The sequence below is a fragment of the Mycolicibacter senuensis genome, assembly GCF_002101885.1.
Classification (GTDB): Bacteria; Actinomycetota; Actinomycetes; order Mycobacteriales; family Mycobacteriaceae; genus Mycobacterium; species Mycobacterium senuense.
In genome coordinates, this window is the sequence record NZ_LQPS01000045.1 from 1 (window position 1) to 4,757 (window position 4,757).

The 4,757-nt window shown below is 71.3% G+C and carries 1 protein-coding gene; it reads left to right on the top strand.

Annotated elements, in window-relative coordinates; genetic code table 11:
• A partial coding sequence (locus AWC24_RS23380; RefSeq protein ID WP_207568334.1) for a PE family protein occupies positions 1-4,371 on the top strand: 4,371 nt, incomplete at its 5' end.
• Positions 4,372-4,757: the final 386 nt, after the last annotated feature.

Below are 4,757 nucleotides of genomic sequence, written 5' to 3' on the forward strand. Positions count from 1 at the left end.
GGTGATGGCAGCCAGGCCGCGGGCGGTATCGATGGCAAGGCCGGGGCTGGTGGCGCCGGCGGTAACGGTGGCACCGGGTTGGCCGGTGCTGATGGTGACGCCGCAAGCCTGGATGGCAGCCGCGGTGGTCATGGTGGCGCTGGAGGTGCCGGTGGTCTGGGTGGTTTAGAAGCCAACGGTATCGATCGGGCTGCTGATGGTGTGGGCGGCAATGGTGGTGTCGGCGCGGCCGGCGGCCACGGTTACACCGGTGCTGACGGGGATGCCCCGGGTGCCAGCGGGCAGCACGGCGGTAACGGTGGTGCCGGCGGTGATGGTGGCCTTGGCGGTGCCGGTTCGGTCGCCGGTGTTCATGGTGGTGGTGGACTGGGCGGTGATGGTGGCTCGGGTGGTCAGGGTGCTGCTGGTGGTGCTGGTGCCGACGGGACTGCGGCCAGTATCGACGGCGCTGACGGTGCGGCCGGTGGGGCCGGCGGCAACGCCGGTGCCGGTGGTGTCGGGGGCGCCAATGGTGATGGCAGCCAGGCCGCGGGCGGTATCGATGGCAAGGCCGGGGCTGGTGGCGCCGGCGGTAACGGTGGCACCGGGTTGGCCGGTTCCGATGGTGATGCGTCGGGCCTGGATGGCAGCCGCGGTGGTCATGGTGGGGCTGGGGGTGCTGGCGGCCTGGGTGGTTTAGAAGCCAACGGTGTCGACCGCGCGGCGCAGGGTGTCGGCGGCAATGGTGGTGCCGGGGGTGCGGGTGGTCACGGCTATACCGGTGCTGACGGGGATGCCCCGGGTGCTGATGGTGGTCATGGCGGCCATGGTGGTGCCGGTGGTGATGGCGGCCTCGGTGGTGCCGGTTCGGTCGCCGGTGTTCATGGTGGTGGTGGGCTCGGCGGTGATGGTGGCTCGGGTGGTCAAGGCGCTGCCGGTGGTGCTGGTGCCGAGGGGACTGCGGCCAGTATCGACGGCGCTAACGGTGCGGCCGGTGGTGCCGGTGGTAACGCCGGTAGCGGTGGTGTTGGGGGCGCCAATGGTGATGGCAGCCAGGCCGCGGGCGGTATCGATGGCAAGGCCGGGGCTGGTGGCGCCGGCGGTAACGGTGGTGGCGGGTTGGCCGGTACCGATGGTGACGCCGCAAGCCTGGATGGTGCTCGTGGTGGTCATGGTGGGGCTGGGGGTGCCGGTGGCCTGGGTGGTTTAGAAGCCAACGGTGTCGACCGCGCGGCGCAGGGTGTCGGCGGCAATGGTGGTGCCGGGGGTGCGGGTGGTCACGGCTATACCGGTGCTGACGGGGATGCCCCGGGTGCCAGCGGTGAGCACGGCGGTAACGGTGGTGCCGGTGGTGATGGCGGCCTCGGTGGTGCCGGCGCAACCGCGGGCGCCCATGGTGGCGGTGGACTCGGCGGTGATGGTGGCTCGGGTGGTCAAGGCGCTGCCGGTGGTGCTGGTGCCGAGGGGACTGCGGCCAGTATTGATGGCGCTGACGGTGCGGCCGGGGGCGCCGGTGGTAACGCCGGTAGCGGTGGTGTTGGGGGCGCTAACGGTGATGGCAGCCAGGCCGCGGGCGGTATCGATGGCAAGGCCGGGGCTGGTGGCGCCGGCGGTAACGGTGGCACCGGGTTGGCGGGTGCTGATGGTGATGCCGGAAACCTGGATGGTGCTCGTGGCGGTCATGGTGGCGCTGGTGGTGCTGGCGGCCTGGGTGGTTTAGAAGCCGACGGGATCGACCGCGCGGCGCAGGGTGTCGGCGGTAATGGTGGTGCCGGGGGCGCGGGTGGTCGCGGCTATATCGGTGCTGACGGCGATGCCCCGGGTGCTGATGGTGGTCATGGCGGCCATGGTGGTGTCGGTGGTGATGGTGGTGCCGGGGGTGTGGGCGCTGTTGGCGGTGTGGGTGGTTTCGGTGGGGTGGGAGGTTCCGGCGGTGCCGGGGGTGCGGGGCAGTCCGGGGTGCTGGGATCGTTCGCCGAGGGCGGCGATGGGGTCGGTGGCGCCGGTGGGTCCGGTGGTGATGGTGGTCTCGGTGGTGGCGGGGGCCGCGGTGGTGCCGGTGGTGGTTCCACTGGTGGTGGCCCTGATGGGGTGGCCGGCGCTGGTGGTGATGGTGGCCGTGGTGGTGATGCCGGCCGGGCTGGTGATGGTGGTGCCGGGGCGGCGGGTATTGCTGAGCAGGTCGATGGCGGCCGTGGCGGTGACGGTGGTGATGCCGGGCTGGCCGGGGCCGGCGGGGCCGGTGGTGGCAGTGCCGGTGTGGTGGGGGCTGCGGGTGTGGACGGTAACGCGGTGGTTGCCGGGGGTGCTGGTGGGGCCGGGGGTGATGGGTTCAGTTCTGACAGTGTTGAGGTCAATGACGGCAATGGTGGTGCCGGCGGGCTCGGTGGTAACGGCGGTAACGGCAGCACTCATGGTGATGGCGGTGTAGGTGGGGCCGGCGGTCGCGGTGGGACCGGGGCGGCCGGTAGCGACAGTTTTGATCCGGCACTAGGGCGCGGTGGTGGCGGCGGGGCCGGTGGTTTGGGCGGTAATGGCGGCAACGGTGGTCTCTACGGCAACGGTGGTGTCGGGGGTGCGGGAGGCGACGGTGGGGCCGGGGCCACTGCTGGTGCAGGTCTTCTCTTGCCGTGGGGGTCGGGATGGTTGGGGACGGCGAGTCATGACGGCGGTGCCGGCGGTGTCGGCGGTGACGGCGGGCAGGGCGGATTAGGCGGATCGGTTAGTGGTGATGGCGGTGGCGGGGGTGCGGCGGGCACCGGTGGCGACGGTGGCGATGGTGGAACCGGCGCACGGGGCACTGCGGGTGCTGTGGGCAGCTCTCGCGATGGCGGTACGGGCTTTACCGGTGGGGTTGGTGGCCACGGCGGTGCCGGCGGTGCCGGCGGAGTCGGGGGTGCGGTGGCTGCGGGTGGTTCCGGTGATACCGGGGTGGCCGGAGCCGATGGGGACGGCGGTGACGGGGGTACCGGGGGCACCGGTGGCCAGGGCGGCACCGGGCACACCTGGACGTCGTCCGCCGGCTCCGACGGCGGTCACGGTGGCACCGGTGGCCAGGGTGGGCATGGTGGTGACGGCGGAGCCGGTGGCGGGAACAGCGGCAACCAGGGTGCTGGCGGCAACGGAGGCACCGGGGGTACCGGCGGTATCCCCGGTGACGGCACCGACGGCCACGACAGCACATCCGGGGCCGGCGGTCACGGTGGCAACGGTGGCAATGCCGGGGCCGGCGGGGCCGGCGGCACCGGCGGTGCCGGTTCCACTGCCGGTAGCGATGGCGCCCACGGTGAACTACCCGATGGGGTCTACGGCAACGGCGGCAACGGCGGCAGCGGCGCTGATGCCACCACCCCCGGTGGCACCGGCGGCAAAGGCGGCAACGGCGGCAACGGCGGCAACATCGGCAACGGCGGCAACGGCGGCCACGGCGGCGACGGCGCGACAGGAACATTGGGGCCGGTCCCGGGTTATAACGCGGCGTATCCAAGAGCTGCGGATGGTGAGAATGGCACTAACGTCGGATCCCCGACCGCTTTCCAAGGGAGCATGGACACGCCATTTCGAGGCGGTCATGCCGGTAACGGCGCACACGGGGACAACGACAACAACAACGGATATGCCCAGGATGGCGGCAATGGCGGCACCGGAGGCAAGGCCGAAGTAGGGACCGGCCAGGCCTATGGCGGCCAGGGCGGTGTCGGAGGCCGCGGCGGTCTCAGCGCCGATGGCGGTAGGGGCGGCGACGGCGGCTATGCCTACTGCGGTGTAGTGGGCTCCGTTTGCGATGGCGGTAAGGGCGGTCGGGGCGGTATCGGTGGTGAGGGGTCGGTCGGTGGCGTTGGCGGTGCTGGCGGCGCCGCGGGTGCCGGCGGCGATGGTGGGGCGATTCGCGGAGTCGGCGGCAACGGTGGCATCGGCGGTTCCGGCGGTACTGGCGGCAAGGGTGGTGCTGCCGGTGACGGCGGTGACGGCGGTAAAGGCGGCGAGGCATGGGGTATGCCCGGCGCCAACAACACCGCGGGCGACGGCGGTAACGGAGGTGACGGCGGTAGGGGCGGTACCGGCGGTGTGGGCGGAGTCGGTGGCTCAGGTGGCGCCGCGGGCGTTGGCGCCGACGGTGCCGGTCAGGCCGGCGCCGGCGGCGCCGGCGGGACTGGCGGCAAGGGTGGTACCAGCGGTGACGGCGGCGACGGCGGTGCCGCGGGCACCCACAACAACGGCACGGGCGGCAAAGGCGGTGCCGCTGGCTATGGCACTGTCGGCGGGAAGGGCGGCGTCGGTGGCAAGGGCGGTGCCGGTGGCATGGAAGCCGACGGTAGCCGAGCCGATTCCGGGACCGCCGGGGCACAGGGTGCTGCAGGTACTGCAGGCAAAGGCGGTAAGTCGGGCTAGGGTCTTGGCGCGACGCGAGGTACGCGCGAGTTGGTGCCCTGGCGGTCCCGTTGGCGCACCGCGTTCTCTGACGGTGGGGAGCAGTCGGGCGACCTGAAAACCTGAATGGTTCGTTAGCCATTCTTGGGCTGGCGAGACGCAGTGATGTTGTGGCGTTGACGTGGCCGATGATTTTGCTCGTGTGTCCTTGAGCTATGGCCAGGACGATATATCGGTTCGCTAACTATCAACCTGGGCGAGGCGGTGTAGTGGGGGGCGGTTCACCGACAGCGGTTGACGGTGTGGCATATGCCCGTTATGTTTAGCGATTACTCAGGTACAACATCGTTATAACGGGTGGATGCTGGGCTGTGGCAGCCGGTGTGGGGCTCGTGGTTGGAGGGCTG